The following is a 17,472-nucleotide window of genomic DNA, read 5'->3' on the forward strand; positions in this document are numbered from 1 at the left end:
TCACGCCTTCCCGGGCTCGTCGCCGAGCACGACGGGCACGCCGATCAGCGAGCCGTACTCGGTCCACGAACCGTCGTAGTTCTTGACGTTCTCCTTGCCGAGCAGCTCCTTGAGGATGAACCAGGTGTGGCTCGACCGCTCGCCGATCCGGCAGTAGGCGATGGTGTCCTTGCCGTTGTCCAGCCCGGCGTCGCCGTAGAGCTTGGCCAGGTCCTCGTCCGACTTGAACGTGCCGTCCTCGTTCGCGCCCTTGCTCCACGGCACGTTGATCGCGGTCGGGATGTGCCCGGCCCGCTGCGCCTGCTCCTGCGGCAGGTGCGCCGGTGCGAGCAACCGGCCCGCGAACTCGTCAGGGCTGCGCACGTCGACCAGGTTCTTCGCCCCGATCGCCTGCACGACCTCGTCGCGGAAGGCGCGGATCGACAGGTCCGGTGCGGAAGCGGTGTAGCTGGTCTTCTCGCGCTGCGGGACGTCGGTGGTGTACGCGCGGGCGTCCAGCTCCCACTTCTTGCGGCCGCCGTCCAGCAGCACCACGTCACGGTGACCGTAGAGCTTGAAGTACCAGTACGCGTAGGCCGCGAACCAGTTGTTGTTGCCGCCGTAGAGGACGACCTTGTCGTCGTTGCCGATGCCCCGCTCGGACAGCAGCTGCGAGAACTGCTCCTGGTTGACGAAGTCCCGGCGTACCGGGTCCTGCAGGTCCTTCTTCCAGTCCAGCTTGATCGCGCCCGGGATGTGGCCGCCGTCGTAGGCGGTGGTGTCCTCGTCGACCTCGACGAAGACGACACCCGGGGTCTCGAGGTTCTTCTCGGCCCAGTCGGCAGATACGAGCGCAGAGTCGCGGCTCATCGATTTGGCTCCCTTGTTGAGATTCCAGGGAGGTCCGCACACGCGCGGACCCCAGGATGGATCAGCGATTTCGTGCGAACGGCGCCACTGCCGGGCGGAAGAAATGCAGCCGGAAGGACCCCGTCAGATGACAGGGCGACACAGGCAGGCGGCCACGCGGCACAGGTCGACCGCGCGCCGTTTGGTGAGCAACAGGCTCATGCGGCCGACCCTACCAGCGGTTCCAGCCACCGGAACACCTCGAACCAGCATCCGGGACGGCGGTCACATCGTCAGCCGGCGCTGTTGAGCGGAACGTTCTTGGCGCCCGCGGTCACCACGAGACCGTTCGGCGTGGGCTGCACCTTTTCGACCTTGAGGTTGAGCGGCAGGGCCGGCACCGGGACGTCGATCGACAGCTGCCGGGCGTAGTTGTTCAGGGCGCCGCGTACCAGCGGGACATCGGGCAGACCCTCGGCCGTGACCTCCTCGAAACGCACCCGGACGACGTTGTTGGCGGCCACCTCGAGGTTGGCCGTGCCGTTGACCGTGACGCTCTGGTTGAGGATCTTGACCGGGGCGGTGACAGCCAGCTTGCCGTCCTTCTCGGCCAGCTTGACGCCGTCCTGATCGCTCAGGTCGGCCAGGGTCGGGTAGTCGAGGGTGCCGGCGCCGGTCAGCGTGCCGGCCACGATGTCGCCCTGCCCCGAGCGCACGGTGTCCAGCGGCGCCCGAACGTCCAGTGCCCGCACGTCGAGCAGCGGCAGCTTGATCGTCTTGCCGTTGCCGGCCGGGCCGGCGAAGTCCGGGACCTCGATCTGGATCTCCTGGTAGTCGCCCTTGACCACCTGGGTCAGGAACGGCACACCCTTGATCGTCACCCGCGGGTCGCCGGAGGTCGCCTTCTGGTCGGCGATCTGCTGGGCGACGCGGTCGCCGATCATCTGTTCCGCGTACGAGGCGCCGAGCCGGTCGGCCACCACCGCGATCAGGCCCAGGATGATCAGCAGCACGACCAAGGTGATCAGCAGGCGGCGTCCCCAGCGCCTGCGCGGGCGTCGTTCGCCGTACACCTCGGCCACGTGATCTCCTCTTGACAGCCACTGATGCGGGCGACCGTATATGCCCCCCGCCACCTCTTTTTAGTCAGGTCAGGTTTTCTGGGTCAGGTCAGGAAGAAGGCGTTCAACGCATACGCCACCGGAGCGACCGCCGCGAACGCGCCCAGCGGCCCCTGCATGTGCCGGGCCAGCCAGAACGTCGGCGCCTCGTCGGGCCAGTCCCGCCCCGCCTCGGTGAAGTTGATGGCCAGGTCGACCAGCACCGCCGCGCCCGCCGCGACCAGGCCGAGCACCGCGCCCCGGGCCGGGGTGAACGGCTGCACCAGAAAACTGCCCAGCTGAGCGGCGGCGAGCGTGCCGAGCATCGCGCCGAGGATGATGCCGGTCGCGCCCCGCGGCACCTGCGGGGCGATCCGCGGCTTGGGGAAGACCGCGTCCACCAGCCTGGCCACCAGCAGGCCGACGCCGGCCGCGGCGAGGCCGACCATCTGCGCCTGGGTGCCCACCGGCTCACGGGACAGCACGAGGAAGACGGCCGGCGTGATCACGCCGCCGGTGATCAGCACGGTCGAGGTGAGCGCGTCGCGGACCCGCAGCCGATCGAGCCGGAACGCGAACTGCCCGCCGACGATGACGACCACGCCGACCACGGCGACCAGCAGCAGTTGCAGCAGGCCGGCCTCGCGGGCGCTCGCCGCCAGGAAGTCACTGACGAGAGCGGCCAGCACCGCCACCCCGGCCACCAGCAGCGGCACCGGCGGGCGCATAGCCATCGTCCAGGCCAGCGCGAAGAGCAGCTGCACGCCGAACAGGACTATCGCGTACGGCCAGCGGGAGTCGGGCCCGGACGTCTGCGCTCCGAGGATCAGCGCGATGCCGAGCAGCCCGGAGAAGCCGGCGATGGCCACCGACAGCGGCCGGCGGACCGGCACCAGCGGGATCTCGGTCTCGTGGTCCTCGTCCGGCTCCTCTCCGTCGGCGTATCCGCCGGCACGGGAGGTGGACTCGTCGGGCACAGCGCCGTAGACACCGGAGGCCGCACGCGGAGCGGAACGCGCGATCTCCCGGGAGACATCCTCATCCCAGTTGTCACGGTCGCCGTCGGTCGGCATCGAGGGGAACACGACTGCGATCGTGCCAGACTCCGGAATCCGTGCATCCCGGCGTGGCAGTCATATGAACGGGTCGTTACCGATAGGCCGTTCGGACACCTTGATGGCGTACGCAATATCACAGGCCGGTGCGACCAGGGTGAACAATGCTCTTCGTCGGTTAAGGTAAGCCCAGCCCACCCGTCGGTGACGCCGGGATTCTTTAGTCCGGCGCCCCCGGGCCCGCGAGAGTCGAGGTGAGTGTGGAAATCCTGCTGTTGGTGACGGCACGCGCTGGTGAACCGTCCGCCGTGCTGCCCGCCCTGGACCTGCTGCCCCATTCCGTGCGTACGGCGCCTCGCGACGTACGCACTCTGGTTTCCGGGCCCAGCCCGGACGCGGTCATGGTGGACGCCCGCTCGGAGCTCTCCGAGGCCCGCGCCACGTGCCGCATGCTGCACGCGACCGGTCTGGGCGTCCCGCTGGTGGCCGTGGTCACCGAGGCCGGGCTGATCGCCCTGAACGCGGACTGGGGCGTCGACGACGTGATCCTGGCCAGCGCCGGACCGGCCGAGGTCGAGGCCCGGCTGCGGCTGGGCGTCGGCCGGCTGTCCAACGCGACCGCCGGGGCCGGTGGCTCGATCCGGGCCGGCGAGCTCAACATCGACCCCGACACGTACGCGGCGAAGCTCAAGGGCCGCCCGCTCGACCTCACCTACAAGGAGTTCGAGCTGCTCAAGTTCCTGGCGCAGCACCCCGGCCGGGTGTTCACCCGCGACCAGCTGCTGCGTGAGGTCTGGGGCTACGACTACTTCGGCGGCACGCGCACTGTCGACGTGCACGTTCGGCGGCTGCGGGCCAAGCTCGGCTCCGAGTACGAGTCGATGATCGGCACCGTCCGCCAGGTGGGTTACAAGTTCGTCATCCCGCCGAGTGGCCGCCAGCTGCCCGACAACGAGCCCGTCTCGCTTCCGGTCTGACCCTGCCTTGGTCTCGGCAGAGCCTTCTTCTCCTCCGGCGGCGGCGGTGCTCGACCTGGCCGCCGCCGCTCTTCAGGCCGACGGCGTCTACCCGCTGTCCGAGGATGTCGTTCTGCGCGTCCGAGACGGCGGCGGCTTTTCCGTGTCGTCCTACGACGGGGACACCCTCACCGGTTTCGCGAATATCGACGGTGGTTCGGGCGAACTCGTCGTCCATCCCGATCACCGGCGCCGCGGCTATGGAACGGCACTCCTGGCCGCCCTCGGATCAGGCCCATTGGATATTTGGGCTCATGGGGACAATTCGGCTGCGCATTCTTTTGCCGACCGGAGCGCCTTCTCGCGCGATCGCGTGCTGTTCCAGATGCGCCGCCCGCTCGACTCGCCGCCGCTTCCGGACAATCGGCTGCCCGAGGGCGTCACGGTTCGCGAGTTCCGCCCCGGCCACGACGAGGACGCCTGGCTGGCGATCAACGCCCGGGCCTTCGCGCACCATCCCGAGCAGGGCCGGTGGACCACCCACGACCTCACGTTGCGTGAAGAGGAGCCGTGGTTCGACCCGGCCGGTTTCCTCCTCGCCGTCGACATCGAGGACACCCTGCTCGGCTTCCATTGGACAAAGGTGCACCCCGCGGCCGGTGCCGACCCCGCGCTGGGCGAGGTCTACGTGCTCGGCGTCGACCCGGGCGGCCACCGGCGCGGGCTCGGCCGGGCACTGAGCGTGGCCGGGCTGACCCACTTGAAACAGCAGGGCCTGACGACTGCCATGCTGTACGTCGACGAGTCCAACGAGGCGGCCGTCCGGCTCTACCAGAGCCTGGGATTCGGCGTTCACGCCGCCGACGTGATGTACCACCGCGCGGCCTGACGACCAGGCACGCCGTGCGCTGGTTCACGTAACGGACAACACATCCTCAGTCGGCGTGCACCCCAGCGCGTAGACCTGTTCACGCTGCGTTCATTTAGGGCCGGGAGCCCAGTTACTTGCCTCTTTTAGCTTTCGGATGAGCCGGTGAGACACCGGCGCGCAATCCATTCGAAGGGAAAATTGTGAAGCTCCAGCGGGTCGGCTTCGTGGCCGGCATTGCTTTGACTGCGACGCTCGCGCTCACCGCGTGCGGTTCGGACAACGAGGCCACGCCGTCCGCCGGCGGCGCCTCCGCGGCCAACGCGAACTGCGTGGCCGGCCAGATCACCGCTCAGGGTTCCACCGCCCAGAAGAACGCGATGGACGAGTGGATCAAGACCTACCAGGGTCAGTGCGCCGACGCCAAGATCGACTACCAGGGCACCGGTTCCGGCGCGGGCATCCAGGCGTTCATCGCCGGCACCGCGGACTTCGCGGGTTCCGACTCGGCGCTCAAGCCGGAGGAGCAGCCGCAGGCCGACGCCAAGTGCGCCGGTGGCCAGGCCCTCAACCTCCCGATGGTGATCGGCCCGATCGCCGTCGTCTACAACCTGGACGGCGTCGACAACCTCCAGCTCTCGCCGGAGACCCTGGCCGGCATCTTCGCCGGCAAGATCACCAAGTGGGACGCCGCCGAGATCAAGGCGGACAACCCCTCGGCGAAGCTGCCGTCGACCGCCATCCAGTCGGTCCACCGCTCGGACGAGTCGGGCACCACCGACAACTTCACCAAATACCTGAGCAAGACCGCCGAGAAGATCTGGACCTTCGGCAACGCCAAGGCGTGGAAGGCTCCGGGCGGCACCGGCGCGGCCAAGTCGGACGGCGTGGCCACCCAGGTCAAGGGCACCGCGGGCACCATCTCCTACGTCGAGCTCTCGTTCGCCGAGAACAGCGACCTGAAGAAGGCCAAGATCAAGAACGGCGCCGGCGAGTACGCCGAGCTGACCGGCGAGAGCGCCGGTAAGACGATCGCGGGCGCCAAGGTCGAGGGCACCGGCAACGACCTGAAGCTGTCGATCGACTACTCGACCAAGGAGGCCGGGGCCTACCCGATCGTCCTGGTCACGTACGAGATCGTCTGCAGCAAGGGCAGCGCCAAGGCCGCCGCGATCAAGGGCTTCCTGACCTACACCTCCAGCACCGGTGGCCAGCAGGCGCTCGGCGAGCTGGGCTACGCGCCGCTGCCGGACAGCGTCCGCAGCAAGGTCGAGACCGCCGTCGGCGCGCTCGCCTGACCCACTCGACACAGCCCCTTCTATTCAAAAGCGAGCGAGCGAATGGGTGACATCCCCTCCCGCTCGGCGACGACACCGGCCGGCGAATCGGGTGTGACAGGAAGTCACACCCGGTCCGCCGGCACCGGCGTATCGCCGAACGCCCCCGCTGGACCGCCCCTGGGTGGCGGCAATGCCCTGGCCACGAAGAAGCGCTTCGGCATGGAAGCCGGCTTCCGAGGTCTGAGCACCGCCGCCGGCGCGATGGTGCTGGTCATCATCGTGGCCATCGCGATCTTCCTGATCTCCAAGGCGGTGCCGGCCCTGTCGGCCAACAACGAGAACTTCCTGACCTACAAGGCGTGGTTCCCGAACGATGCCCAACCTAAGTTCGGCATCGCCGCGCTGGCGTTCGGCACCGTCCTGTCGTCGATCATCGCCCTCATCGTGGCGGTGCCGATCGCGCTGGGCATTGCCCTCTTCCTGTCGCACTACGCGCCGAAGCGGCTGGCCACGCCGCTCGGCTTCATCATCGACCTGCTGGCCGCCGTGCCCAGTGTGGTGTTCGGCCTCTGGGGGCGGGACGTGTTCCTGAACCCGGTGCGCGACTTCTCCCAGTGGCTCAACGAGTACTTCGGCTGGATCCCGATCTTCGGCGGGGACGGACCGTTCGGCCGCTCGATCCTGCTCGGCAGCCTGGTGCTGTCGATCATGGTGCTGCCGATCGTCACCTCGCTGTCCCGGGAGGTCTTCATGCAGACCCCGGGCATGAACGAGGAAGCCGCGCTGGCGTTGGGCGCGACCAAGTGGGAAATGGTCCGCACCGCTGTCCTCCCGTACGGACAGCCCGGCATCATCGCCGCGGTCATGCTCGGCCTCGGCCGGGCGCTCGGTGAGACGATCGCCCTGGCGCTCACCCTGGGCATCGTCTTCAACATCTCCTTCAACATCATTGAGAACGGCGGGAACTCGATCGCCGCCAACATCGCCAACACCTTCGGTGAGGCGAACGCCACCGGCCGCGGCGCGCTGATCGCCTCCGGTCTGGTCCTGTTCGCGATCACGCTGGTGGTCAACATGGCGGCTCGGGCGATCATCTACCGCCGTCGCGAGTTCCGGGACAGTGCCGCATGACCCAGGTTTCCGATGTTGTGATGACGCCGTCCGGCCTGCGTACCAAGCAGCTGCCGCTGGTGGTCAATCTGCTCATCGCCGTTGTGGCGCTCGTCGTCTCGGCGGCGGTGGTGCTCGGCACCGGCTTCGGTGGCTGGGTGCTCGTGGTCGTGGTGGCCGGCATCCTCTACCTGATCGGCCTCTCGATCGTCGCCGGCCGGGTCGAGGGCCGGCGCGCGGCGACCAACCGGGTCTGGCAGGCGCTGATCTACACCGCCTGTGTGCTGGCGGTCCTGCCGCTCGCCTCAGTGGTGTGGACGCTCGTCTCCAAGGGCGCCAACCGGCTGGACGGCAACTTCTTCGGCACGTCGATGAACAACATCGGTGCCCGTGACCCGATGGGCGGCGCCTACCACGCCATCATCGGCACGCTGGAGCAGGTCGGCCTGGCCACCCTGATGGCGGTACCGCTGGGTGTGCTCGGCGCGATCTACCTGGTGGAGTACGGGCGGGGCCGGTTCGCCCTGACGGTCCGCTTCTTCGTGGACGTCATGACCGGTATCCCGTCGATCGTCGCCGGCCTGTTCGTGCTGGCCTTCTGGGTGCTGATCGTCAGCCCGTGGTTCAACGACGGGAACCCGCGGTTCTCCGGCTTCGCGGCCTCTCTGGCACTGACCGTGTTGATGTTGCCGACGATCGTCCGGTCGACAGAGGAGATGCTGCGGCTGGTGCCCGGGCCGCTGCGCGAGGGTGCGTACGCGCTGGGCGTACCGCAGTGGAAGACCATTCTGCGGATCGTCCTTCCGACGGCACTGCCCGGCATCGTGACCGGCGTCATGCTGTCGGTGGCCCGTGCGGCCGGCGAGACGGCTCCGGTGCTGCTCGTCGCCGGTGGCGCCGCGGCGATCAACTTCAACCCGTTCGACGGCAACCAGTCGTCGCTCGCGCTGTACACCTACTCGCAGGCCGGTGACGCATCCAGGTTCGCACCGGACCGCGCGTGGACGGCCGCTCTGACACTGGTCGCCATCGTGCTGATCCTGACGATCGCCGCCAAGCTGCTCGCCCGCCGCAACAGGCTTTCCTGACAAGAGGTATTCCCCCATGGCCAAGCGCATCGAGGCGTCGAACGTGACGTCGTACTACGGAAGCTTCAAGGCGATCGACGGCATCTCGATGACCGTCGAGCCGAAGACGATCACCGCCCTGATCGGCCCCTCGGGTTGTGGCAAGTCCACGTTCCTGCGGTCCATCAACCGCATGCACGAGGTGCTGCCGAACGCCCGCATCGAGGGCCGGCTCACCATCGACGACCAGAACATCTACGACGCCGACGTCGACGTGACAGCGGTCCGCCGCATGATCGGCATGGTGTTCCAGCGCCCCAACCCGTTCCCGACGATGTCGATCTACGAGAACGTCGTGGCCGGCCTCAAGCTGAACGGCGTGAAGAAGAAGTCGGTGCTCGACGACGCGGTGGAGAACAGCCTCCGCTCGGCCAACCTGTGGGACGAGGTCAAGGACCGCCTCGGCCGCCCCGGCGCCGGCCTCTCCGGTGGCCAGCAGCAGCGCCTGTGCATCGCCCGCACGATCGCCGTAGAGCCCCAGGTAGTCCTCATGGACGAGCCCTGCTCGGCCCTGGACCCGATCTCCACGCTGGCGATCGAGGACCTGATGTTCAAGCTGAAGGACCGCTTCACCATCATCATCGTGACCCACAACATGCAGCAGGCGGCCCGAGTCAGCGACAAGACCGGCTTCTTCTCCATCGACAAGACGGGCGACCCCGGCCGCCTGATCGAGTACGACGACACCCAGAAGATCTTCTCCAACCCCACCGAGAAGAAGACCGAGGACTACATCACCGGCCGCTTCGGCTGACCCTTCCCGCCGCCTATCGGCCTGGTTACCCGCCGGGCGGGTGGCCCCGGGCCGAACCTCGGTATCACTGATCGACTCGCAACACGGCGCCGCCGTCGCCGGTCAGCTCCACCCGGGGCCGCACCGGCACGGCGGCGTTCCGCTTCTCGACCAGCACCTGCTCGATGCTCGCGAACGCCTCCAGCGAAGCCAACGTGACCCGCGTAGGGGGCAGCATCGTCAACTCCCCGGTCTCCGCCGGATCGACCCACGCAGTGCCGTCGCTCTCCCCCGACACGTCCCGAGCCTCTTGCCCCGCCGGCAACGCCGCCACGAAGAACCACGTGTCGAACCGGCGCGGCTCGAACTCCGGCGTCACCCACCGCCCCCACGGATGCAGCAGGTCATCACGCATCCGCAGCCCCCGCCGAGCCAGCAGATCCGCCATCCGAAGCTCCCGCCGCATCACCGCCACCCGATCCGCCTCCCACTCATCTCCCACGACATCTGCCACGACGTCGTACCCGGCCACTCCGGCTGCCGCCTCCTCCCGGCCCGCCAGCGCCACGGCCTCGTCCTCATCGGCTTCCTGCTCGCCGGCCGCCCGTGCCCCGGCGTCCCCTCGGCCCGCCAGCAGCACCCCGGCCTCCTCGAACAGCTCTCGCACGGCCGCCCCAACCACCGCCCGGGCCTCGGCGTCGCTCACCCCGAGCCGCTCGGCCCAGTCCGATCGCACCGTGACGGGCTGATCGTCCGGGTCGACACCTCCGCCCGGGAAGGCGTACACCCCGCCGAATGCCATCCCTCGCGCCCGCCGCAGCACGTAGGCCTCGAACCCCGGGCCCGCCTCTCTCAGCAGCACCACCGTGGCGGCCGGACGGGTCGGCGCCGGCGGTCCGGTGAACTCGTGCGCCCTCTTCACCATCGCGGGCGGCAGCGGATATCCATCACGAGGTTCGGTCACGGGTGGATCCTCCCATCGGGCCGGCGCCGGACGATACGGTGGCGATCATGACGACGCGTTGGGGAATCCTGAGCACCGGTGGCATCGCCGAGTCGTTCGCCTCGGACCTCGCCCTGGTGGACGGCGCGAAACTGGCCGCCGTCGGCTCCCGCACCTTGGAGTCGGCGACCCGGTTCGCTGAGCGGCACGGCTTCGCCCGCGCGCACGGCTCGTGGGCCGAGCTGGCCGCCGATCCCGAGGTCGACGTGGTCTACGTGGCGACGCCCCACGCTCAGCACGAGGCCGCCGCACTGCAGTGCCTGCGCGCCGGCAAGGCTGTGCTCTGCGAGAAGCCGATGACGCTCGACCTGGCGTCGTCCGCCCAGCTCGTGCAGGAGGCACGCGCCCACAACGCCTTTCTCATGGAGGCGATGTGGATGCGCTGCAACCCGGTCATCCGCGAGGTGGCCGAGCTGATCGAGCAGGGCCACATCGGCCGGGTCACCGCGGTCCATGCCGACTTCGGAATCCAGGGCCCGTTCCCGGCCACGCACCGCCTGCGGGCCCCGTCGCTCGGCGGCGGCGCTCTGCTCGACCTTGGCGTCTATCCGATCCACTTCGCTCACCTCTTTCTCGGTGCTCCCGCCTCGGTGCAGTCCTGGGCCCGCCTCACCCCTGAGGGCGTCGACGAGACCACCGGCCTTCTCCTGGGCTACGACTCCGGCGCCGTGGCTGCTCTGACCTGCAGCATCAACGGCGCCTCGGCCAACGGCGCCACCATCACCGGCGAATCCGGCCGCATTGACATCCCGGACGGTTTCTGGGCGCCGCGCGGCTTCTCGGTCACCCGCGCCGGTTCGACGGAAACCCACGCCCGCGATTACGAAGGCCTGGGATATCGCTTCGAGGCGGCCGAGGTCCAGCGCTGCCTGGACGCCGGACTGCTGGAGAGCCCCCTGGTGCCGATCGCCACAACCCTCGAGATCATGACCCTGATGGACATGGTCCGCGAACAGATCGGCGTCGCCTACTGATCGTCCCCGCCGGGGTAGCAACTAACAAATGTCATCGAAATCCCATGACACTTTGTCACTACCGACCGCGCACCCCAGCGAGTGACGATGATGGCCTCGCAGGCACCCCGGCCTAGCCGAAAAGTGGCTTGACAACTAAATAGAGAAGGCAGGCAAAGATGCCGGCCGCCGGGAAGGTGATCAACCACCCCAGAATAATGTTGCCGGCCACGCTCCAGCGGACCGCCGAAAGGCGTTTGGTTGCCCCCACGCCCATGATGGCCGAGGTGATGGTGTGGGTCGTCGAGATCGGCGCGCCCAGGACCAGGGCATTGAAGTAGAGCACGCCGCTGGCCACCGTCTCGGCGGCGAACCCTTCCGGTGGCCGCAAGTCGATGATCTTGCGGCCGAGCGTGCGAATGATCCGCCAGCCGCCCGAATAGGTACCCGCCGCGAGCACGGCGGCGGAGGCCCAGATCGACCATTCCGGGATGTGCCGTGCGTCTCCTTGCCATCCACCCACATGGAGCGCAAGAACAACAACGCCGATCGTTTTCGCGGCGTCCTGCATGCCGTGCCCGATGGACATCGCCGCGGCGCTGAGCGTCTGGGCATTACGGAATCCACGATTGAGCCGAGCCGGGTGTCCATTACGAAAAATCCACAGCACCGCGATCATCGCGACGAACCCGAGAATGAACCCGACCAGCGGCGAAACCACCATCGGAATCAGAATCTTCTCGACAATGTTGGCCCACTGCACCGCTCCGCCCGAAGCGAAAATGGTGGCACCGACGAGGCCGCCGAAAAGAGCGTGCGACGAACTGCTCGGAAGCCCGAAATACCAGGTGATCAAATTCCAGCAGATGGCGCCGAGGACGCCGGCGAAGACGACGCCCAGGCTTTCCATACCCGTGGGCAGGGTGACGAGGCCACTGCCGACGGTCTCGGCGACCTTCGTGCCGATGTGCGCACCGATGAAGTTGCCCACCGCGGCCATGGCCAGCGCGGTACGCGGTGTCAAGGCCCGCGTGCTCACGCTCGTCGCGATCGCGTTCGCGGCGTCGTGGAATCCGTTCGTGTAGTCGAAGGCAAGCGCGACGACGATCACCGCGACAACGGCGATGAGCTCGGCGGACAATTACGACTCCTTGACCGAGATGGTCTCGATGGTGTTCGCGACGTGCTCGAAGGCGTCGCAGGCCGCCTCCAACTCGTCGGCGACCTCCTTCATCTTGAGCACGGTCAGGGCGTCGTACTCCCCGCTGAAGAGCCGGACCAGCAGCATCCGGTACGCGCGGTCACCGTCGTTCTCCAGGCGGTTGATCTCGATCCAGTACTCCTCCAGGTTCTTCATCGCCCGCAGCCGTGGCATCGCCTCGGCAGTGATCTTCGCCTGCTGATCGAGCACGTTGACGAGCTCGTGCATCTCCCGGGGAAGCGACGGCAGCTCGGTGAGCCCGTAGAGGTAGAGCAGGTTGCCGACCGCCTCCAGGTGGTCCATCACGTCGTCCAGCTGGGAGCCCAGCGAGTAGATGTCCTCGCGGTCGAACGGCGTGATGAAGGTCGAGTTGATCTTTTTGTAGAGATCGTGGGTGATCTGGTCGCTGTCGTGCTCTACGTCGGTCAACCGCTCGCTGACCGACTGCACGTCCACCCCGGGCAGGGCGAGCTCGTTGAGCAGCTCCGTGCCGCGCACGAGGTTCTGGGCGGCTCGGGTGAACAGCTCGTAGAACGCACCTTCGGTGGGGCGGAAGGAGAACTTCACAGCGCGGACCTCGATCGACGGAAGAGGAGATTCTTCGGGAACAATAGGTAACGCCCGGGCGGCGTGTTTCCTCGCCCACCCCGGCTCACTTCCCGATCACCCGCCGGTCAGGCGTTGTTCACCTTACGCAACGCGGTCGCATCGTCCGAGACGACGGCACGTGGAGCAGGGGCGGACCGGCGGACCGGCTTGGCGACGAACATCTGCACCGCGGTCTGCGGACTCACCGGGTGACGGCGCAGGTGGCGGGCCAGCCCGCTGTGGTCCGGGTCGGCCAGGACATCGACGCCGGCCAGTCCGAGCTCAGTCCAGACGGCGCGGCGAGCGCTGCGTGCGCCGGCGCTCAGGCCCGAGATGCGGACGGTACGCCCGTCCTCGTGCGCGGCGCGCACCATGGCGTGGAGCAGGTGCCGCTCCTCGGCCGAGATGGGTTCCCGCCCGTCCCAGCCGAAACGCCGCGACCAGGGCTCGCTGATCATCGGGACCAGCGACGCCGGTGCCGACCGCGAGCCGATGTCGTCGAAGGTGCCGTCGGCGAAGGCGTAGCGGCGACGTTCGGCGACGAGGAGTTCCCGCACGTCGACGATGCCGGCGACCGCAACGGTCACCGCACCCGGCTCGAGCTTGCCGTCCTCGCACCGGCTGAGCAGTGATGCGTGGTCGCGCAGTTGCTGATCGAGCATCCGGTAGGCACGCAGCAACGTCTTCGCGTCGCGGTTGGGCCCGGTGAACTCCACGACCAGCCGGAACGGCACGGTCTGGTCCGGGCGCAGGCGTCCACCACGGGCCTTGGCCCGGGCCAGGAGCGGGCCGAGGACCAGACGGCGCAGGGTACGCCCCGGTTGTGGCGCCCCGGGGCCGATGAACAACTCTCCGTGCGGGCCGGGCAGCACCGGCACAGTCAGGCCGGCGAGCCCGCTCTTGAGGACAGCGGGGAGCGGATCGACAATGTCGGCGCCGGCCAGGGCATGCCCGGACGGCTGGTACGGCGCCGGTCGGCGCACCGCGGCAACTCCGGCCGACAGCGCACCCACGGCACCGGCCAGGCCGACGGCACCGCCGACCATGGTGATTACATCGTTGGCCACGGCTTTCTCCGAGATCGGACAAATAGTACGTTCGGTGCAGCCACTGTGACACAGATGGCTGCCGCGATCAGGCAATCTCGCAGAGAATTGTCACCATGTCCCCCGAGGAGGAGTTCGAGCGCGAGCGGCCGCACCTGATTTCGGTGGCCTACCGGATGCTGGGCAGCCGGGCCGAGGCGGAGGACGTCGCTCAGGAGGCGTGGCTGCGGTTCGACAAGGCGCGCCGGGAGACCGACATCAACGACCTGCGCGGCTGGCTGACCACGGTCGTCGGGCGGCTCAGCCTCGACGTGCTCAAGTCGGCACGGGTGCGACGGGAGGCGTACCCCGGTCAGTGGCTCCCGGAGCCGGTCGTCACCCGGCTGGACGACCCGGCCGAGCGGGTCACCCAGCGCACCGAGGTCGGCCTGGCCCTGTTGGTCATCCTCGAGAAGCTCACCCCGGAGCAACGAGTCGCGCTGGTGCTGCACGACGCGTTCGCGGTGCCGTACGAGGAGATCGCCGACGTCCTGCACACCTCGGTGGCCGCGGCCCGCCAGCACGCCTCACGAGGGCGCCGCGCGGTGGCCGAGGACCGCGCCCGGCACAACGCGGACCTCCCCGAGCAACGTCGGGTGCTCGAGGCGTTCATGACGGCGGCCGACTCCGGCGACATCCAGGCATTGGCCGCGGTGCTGGCACCGGACGTCGTCTCGATCGGCGACGGCGGTGGGGTCGTCAACGCCGGCTCGCGTGTGGTCGCCGGCGCCGACCGGGTGGCCCGCTTCTGGATCGGGTTGATCAACCGACGGCTACGCACGATGACCGACATGACCATGACACCGGTACTGGTCAACGGCGATCTCGGCCTCTTCGCGCACGGCCGGTTCGCGGACGGTCGGGAATTCCGGTCGGTCATGACGCTCGCGGTGGCCGACGGCCGCGTCACCGCCGTCTACAACCAGCTCAACCCGGGCAAGCTGGGCGACATCGAGACGCTGGGCCTAGTCGACGACGTCTGACAGCCACTTGCGGTACTGCGTGGCGAACGGCTCGGAACCGTCGCCCAGGGCGACCATGAGCTTGCGGGCGGCCGCGTACGCCTCGGTGACGACCTCGCCGGGATAGCCGAACTGTTCCTTGTGCTCGGCGAACTCGTCCTCGTCACGCAGCTCGACGAGCTGGGTCTCGCGCCGGCGTACGACGTCGAGGTCCAGATCCACGATGTGAACCGTGTCACCCTCCCACCGAGCGGGGGTCGTGATGTCGCAATAGACCTCGCTGGTGCGAGGAGGGGGGTTGAACATGCCGGTCCACCACGCCGCGTGCGGGATCAGCAGCACGAACGGGATCTGCTCGACCGACGGCCGTCCGTGGTAGACGGAGGCCGTGCCACGCGGCACACCCACCCAGATGCCCAGGTCATCCTCACTGAGCTTGCGGGCCGGATAATCGCGGTGCGCCGAGCCGTCAAACTTCGTATAGACGACCCGGACCGTCTCGCTCGGCATGACAGGCACCCTAACGGTGCGAGGAATTTGTCGGTGGCTGCGGGTACGGTCTCCGTCGTGGTCGAGCCTTCTCCGTCATCCCCATCCGCCGCCCCGGGCAGGCGATCATGACCGCTACGACCCGCCGCAAGGCCAAGGCCGCCGATCTGCTCGGGGCGGCCGTCGGCGCGGTGCCCGGCGGCGCGGCCCGCCCCGGCCAGCAAGAGATGGCCAACGCGATCGAGCGGGCCGTCCGGGAGAAGGAGCACCTGCTCGTCCAGGCCGGCACGGGCACCGGCAAGTCGCTGGCCTACCTCACACCGTCGCTGCTGGTCGACGGTCCGGTGGTGGTGTCGACGGCCACCCTGGCGCTGCAGAACCAGCTGGTCGAGCACGACCTGCCCCGGCTGGCCGACGCGGTCGAACCGATGCTCGGGCGGCGGCCCAAGTTCGCGGTGCTCAAGGGTCGGCACCACTACCTCTGCGTGGCAAAGATGGAACACGCTGACGAGGAGGAGCCCACCGACACGCTGTTCGACGCGGCGCCCGCCCAGCGCGGCGGCACGCAGTGGCTGGGCGAGGCGGGCCGGCTGGGCAAGCAGATCCAGCGGCTGCAGGCCTGGGCGGAAAAGACGACCACCGGCGACCGTGACGAGCTCGACCCGGGCGTCGACGACACCGCGTGGCGGCAGGTGTCCATGCCGGCCCGGGACTGTGTCGGTGCGGCGCGTTGCCCGTACGGTCAGGAGTGTTTCGCCGAGGCCTCCCGCACCCGGGCCCGCGAGGCGGACATCGTGGTCACCAACCACAGCCTGCTCGCGGTCGACATGCTGGCCGAGCGCAACATCGTGCCGCCGCACAAGCTGCTGGTCATCGACGAGGCACACGAGCTGGCCGAGCGAGTGTCGTCAGCGTCACAGGCCGAGCTGAGCCCGGAGTCGGTCGAGCGGGCCGCCAAGCGCGCCCGCCCGCTGATCCCGCAGCCCGTCGCCGAAGCCTTGGCCGAGGCCGCCGACGCGCTGACCGTCGGCCTGGGCGACGCGCCGGCCGGCCGCATCACCACCGGGCTCCCGCCGATGCTGGCCCAGGCGGTGATCCTGATCGACCAGGCCACCCGCCAGGCCCTGTCCGCCATCGGCGAGATCAAGACCGACGATCCCGACCCCGTCCGCAAGCAGCAGGCCAAAGCGACCCTGGACGAGGTCTCCGAGACGACCCGCCGCCTGCTGGAAGAGTCCGACTTCGACGTCGCCTGGGTGGAGAAGCCCGACGTCGGCAGCGGGCGCCGGGCGCTCGTGGTCGCCCCGCTGTCCGTGGCCGGCACGCTGGCCAACAAGCTTTACGACGAACGCACCGTGGTCGCCACCTCGGCCACGCTGACGCTGGGCGGCCGCTTCGACACGGTGGCGCGGTCGCTGGGCCTGCCGGCGCCCCGCGCACCGCAGGACACCTCGGGCGAGGGCTGGACCTCGCTCGACGTGGGCTCGCCGTTCGACTATCCGAAGCAGGGCATCCTCTACGTCGCGTCGCACCTGCCCCGGCCCGCGGCGTCCGGGCTGCCCGACAAGGCCGGCGAGGAGCTGCTCGAGCTGGTGCAGGCGCTGGGCGGGGCTACGCTGGGCCTGTTCTCGTCCCGGCGGGCGGCGACCCAGGCGGCCGAGCTGGTCCGCGCCCGGACGACGCTGCCGGTCCTGCTGCAGGGTGAGGAGGCGCTGCCCCTGCTGGTGCGCCGATTCCGCGAAGAACGGGCGACCTGCCTTTTCGGCGTGATGTCGCTGTGGCAGGGCGTGGACGTCCCGGGCGAGTCCTGCCAGCTGGTGGTCATCGACCGGCTGCCCTTCCCCCGGCCCGACGAGCCGCTGGCGGCGGCCCGGGCAGCGGCGGTCGACGCGGCCGGCGGCTCCGGCTTCTCCGCGGTGAGCGTTCCGATCGCCGCGATCCGGCTGGCCCAAGGCGTCGGCCGGCTGATCCGGTCGACCGGCGACAAGGGTGTGGTCGCCGTCCTCGACTCCCGGCTGGAAACCGCCCGCGGCTACGGCGCCTTCCTCCGCGAGTCCCTGCCGCCGTTCTGGTACACGACCCGGCAGGAAGTCGCCGTGGGAGCGTTGAAGCGCCTCGCCAACAAACCCTGACC

General features: G+C 68.9%; 18 protein-coding genes. 9 read left to right on the forward strand and 9 right to left on the reverse strand.

What is annotated here, in order from left to right; genetic code table 11:
* The 4 genes from ACGFIO_RS16715 to ACGFIO_RS16730 all read right to left on the reverse strand — a co-directional run bounded on the left by ACGFIO_RS16715 (position 1) and on the right by ACGFIO_RS16730 (position 3,013).
* Positions 1–849, reverse strand: a complete 849-nt coding sequence (locus ACGFIO_RS16715; RefSeq protein WP_392827117.1) for a sulfurtransferase — start codon at positions 847–849, stop codon at positions 1–3.
* A gap of 123 nt (positions 850–972) precedes the next feature.
* The gene (locus ACGFIO_RS16720; protein ID WP_392827118.1) at positions 973–1,101 is read right to left on the reverse strand and encodes an Ms5788A family Cys-rich leader peptide; all 129 of its coding nucleotides are present in this window, start codon (positions 1,099–1,101) and stop codon (positions 973–975) included.
* A 20-nt stretch (positions 1,102–1,121) separates the two neighbouring features.
* The gene (locus ACGFIO_RS16725; protein WP_392827119.1) at positions 1,122–1,910 is read right to left on the reverse strand and encodes a DUF2993 domain-containing protein; all 789 of its coding nucleotides are present in this window, start codon (positions 1,908–1,910) and stop codon (positions 1,122–1,124) included.
* 83 nt (positions 1,911–1,993) lie between these two features.
* On the reverse strand, positions 1,994–3,013 hold the full coding sequence (locus ACGFIO_RS16730) for a hypothetical protein (RefSeq protein WP_392827120.1): 1,020 nt from the start codon (positions 3,011–3,013) through the stop codon (positions 1,994–1,996).
* Between the two features lie 224 nt (positions 3,014–3,237).
* On the opposite strand from ACGFIO_RS16730, the gene ACGFIO_RS16735 reads away from it, so the two are divergent.
* The 6 genes from ACGFIO_RS16735 (at position 3,238) to pstB (ending at position 9,078) form a co-directional block, all read left to right on the forward strand.
* Positions 3,238–3,960 carry a winged-helix domain-containing protein gene (locus tag ACGFIO_RS16735; protein ID WP_392827121.1) on the forward strand — a complete coding sequence of 241 codons (723 nt, stop codon included), beginning with the start codon at positions 3,238–3,240 and terminating at the stop codon, positions 3,958–3,960.
* Between the two features lie 7 nt (positions 3,961–3,967).
* Positions 3,968–4,828: a mycothiol synthase gene (mshD, locus tag ACGFIO_RS16740; protein ID WP_392827123.1), complete on the forward strand. Its 861-nt coding sequence runs from the start codon at positions 3,968–3,970 to the stop codon at positions 4,826–4,828.
* A 182-nt stretch (positions 4,829–5,010) separates the two neighbouring features.
* Positions 5,011–6,105, forward strand: coding sequence for a phosphate ABC transporter substrate-binding protein PstS (gene pstS / locus ACGFIO_RS16745; protein ID WP_392827124.1), 1,095 nt, complete (start codon positions 5,011–5,013; stop codon positions 6,103–6,105).
* A gap of 42 nt (positions 6,106–6,147) precedes the next feature.
* A complete protein-coding gene (gene pstC, locus ACGFIO_RS16750; RefSeq protein ID WP_392827125.1) occupies positions 6,148–7,218 on the forward strand; it encodes a phosphate ABC transporter permease subunit PstC in 1,071 nt (356 codons plus the stop codon).
* A gap of 20 nt (positions 7,219–7,238) precedes the next feature.
* On the forward strand, positions 7,239–8,285 hold the full coding sequence (gene pstA / locus ACGFIO_RS16755; RefSeq protein ID WP_392827456.1) for a phosphate ABC transporter permease PstA: 1,047 nt from the start codon (positions 7,239–7,241) through the stop codon (positions 8,283–8,285).
* Positions 8,286–8,301: 16 nt separating this feature from the next.
* The gene (pstB, locus tag ACGFIO_RS16760) at positions 8,302–9,078 is read left to right on the forward strand and encodes a phosphate ABC transporter ATP-binding protein PstB (protein ID WP_392827127.1); all 777 of its coding nucleotides are present in this window, start codon (positions 8,302–8,304) and stop codon (positions 9,076–9,078) included.
* 64 nt (positions 9,079–9,142) lie between these two features.
* Here pstB and ACGFIO_RS16765 read toward each other — a convergent pair whose 3' ends face one another.
* Entirely contained in the window at positions 9,143–10,021 is an 879-nt protein-coding gene (locus ACGFIO_RS16765; RefSeq protein WP_392827129.1) for an NUDIX domain-containing protein, read from the reverse strand.
* Positions 10,022–10,068: 47 nt separating this feature from the next.
* On the opposite strand from ACGFIO_RS16765, the gene ACGFIO_RS16770 reads away from it, so the two are divergent.
* Positions 10,069–11,034 carry a Gfo/Idh/MocA family protein gene (locus tag ACGFIO_RS16770; protein WP_392827131.1) on the forward strand — a complete coding sequence of 322 codons (966 nt, stop codon included), beginning with the start codon at positions 10,069–10,071 and terminating at the stop codon, positions 11,032–11,034.
* 112 nt (positions 11,035–11,146) lie between these two features.
* Here the strand turns inward: ACGFIO_RS16770 and ACGFIO_RS16775 are convergent, their stop codons facing one another.
* The 3 genes from ACGFIO_RS16775 to ACGFIO_RS16785 form a co-directional block, all read right to left on the reverse strand.
* The gene (locus ACGFIO_RS16775; protein WP_392827133.1) at positions 11,147–12,154 is read right to left on the reverse strand and encodes an anion permease; all 1,008 of its coding nucleotides are present in this window, start codon (positions 12,152–12,154) and stop codon (positions 11,147–11,149) included.
* Entirely contained in the window at positions 12,155–12,781 is a 627-nt protein-coding gene (locus ACGFIO_RS16780) for a DUF47 domain-containing protein (protein ID WP_392827134.1), read from the reverse strand.
* 107 nt (positions 12,782–12,888) lie between these two features.
* Positions 12,889–13,869: a hypothetical protein gene (locus ACGFIO_RS16785; RefSeq protein ID WP_392827136.1), complete on the reverse strand. Its 981-nt coding sequence runs from the start codon at positions 13,867–13,869 to the stop codon at positions 12,889–12,891.
* A gap of 95 nt (positions 13,870–13,964) precedes the next feature.
* On the opposite strand from ACGFIO_RS16785, the gene sigJ reads away from it, so the two are divergent.
* Entirely contained in the window at positions 13,965–14,870 is a 906-nt protein-coding gene (sigJ, locus tag ACGFIO_RS16790; RefSeq protein WP_392827138.1) for an RNA polymerase sigma factor SigJ, read from the forward strand.
* Here sigJ and ACGFIO_RS16795 read toward each other — a convergent pair.
* On the reverse strand, positions 14,853–15,359 hold the full coding sequence (locus tag ACGFIO_RS16795; protein WP_392827140.1) for a DUF402 domain-containing protein: 507 nt from the start codon (positions 15,357–15,359) through the stop codon (positions 14,853–14,855). The genes sigJ and ACGFIO_RS16795 overlap by 18 nt on opposite strands.
* 107 nt (positions 15,360–15,466) lie before the next feature.
* Here ACGFIO_RS16795 and ACGFIO_RS16800 point away from each other — a divergent pair, with 107 nt between their 5' ends.
* Positions 15,467–17,470, forward strand: coding sequence for an ATP-dependent DNA helicase (locus ACGFIO_RS16800; protein WP_392827141.1), 2,004 nt, complete (start codon positions 15,467–15,469; stop codon positions 17,468–17,470).
* Positions 17,471–17,472 lie beyond the last annotated feature (2 nt).

The organism is Actinoplanes sp. NPDC049265, assembly GCF_043197135.1.
Lineage (GTDB): Bacteria > Actinomycetota > Actinomycetes > Mycobacteriales > Micromonosporaceae > Actinoplanes.